General features: G+C 47.0%; 1 pseudogene. It reads right to left on the bottom strand.

The window, feature by feature from the left end:
• A pseudogene (locus tag R7Q09_RS26615) lies at positions 1-364 on the bottom strand (DUF2066 domain-containing protein); the annotation flags it as partial.

Here is a 364-nt window from a genome sequence, read left to right as displayed (position 1 = left end):
ATTAATACCGCGTCCGCTGGGTAACGCTGGCTGGCTTGGCTAATCGGTTCAATGAAACCGCCCCAAAGATCAGACGTGTTTACGCCCGTGACATCGTCAAAATCCCCAACAGGAATCGTAATTGGAAGGCCACGAGCTTCCGTTGCTTTTTTCAACGCAGCAACGTTGGCAGAATCAGAATGTTCCCATGCAATTGCGCGGTCGTAATCTTGCTCTTCCACCAGCCAAACCAAAATATTGGCACGATTCGGTGACCATGAAGGCAACTGAGCTTGAGTCAAAAGCGATTGAATTTGCCCACTGTTAAACAACATTTTAAGACTTGCTTTGCCATCAACTTGGCTTTTCCCAAGCTGAGAAATAT

This window comes from Vibrio sp. 2130-1 (assembly GCF_033339515.1).
The sequence above is the reverse complement of the archived record's forward strand: the minus strand, read 5'-3'. Positions and strand labels throughout refer to the sequence as shown.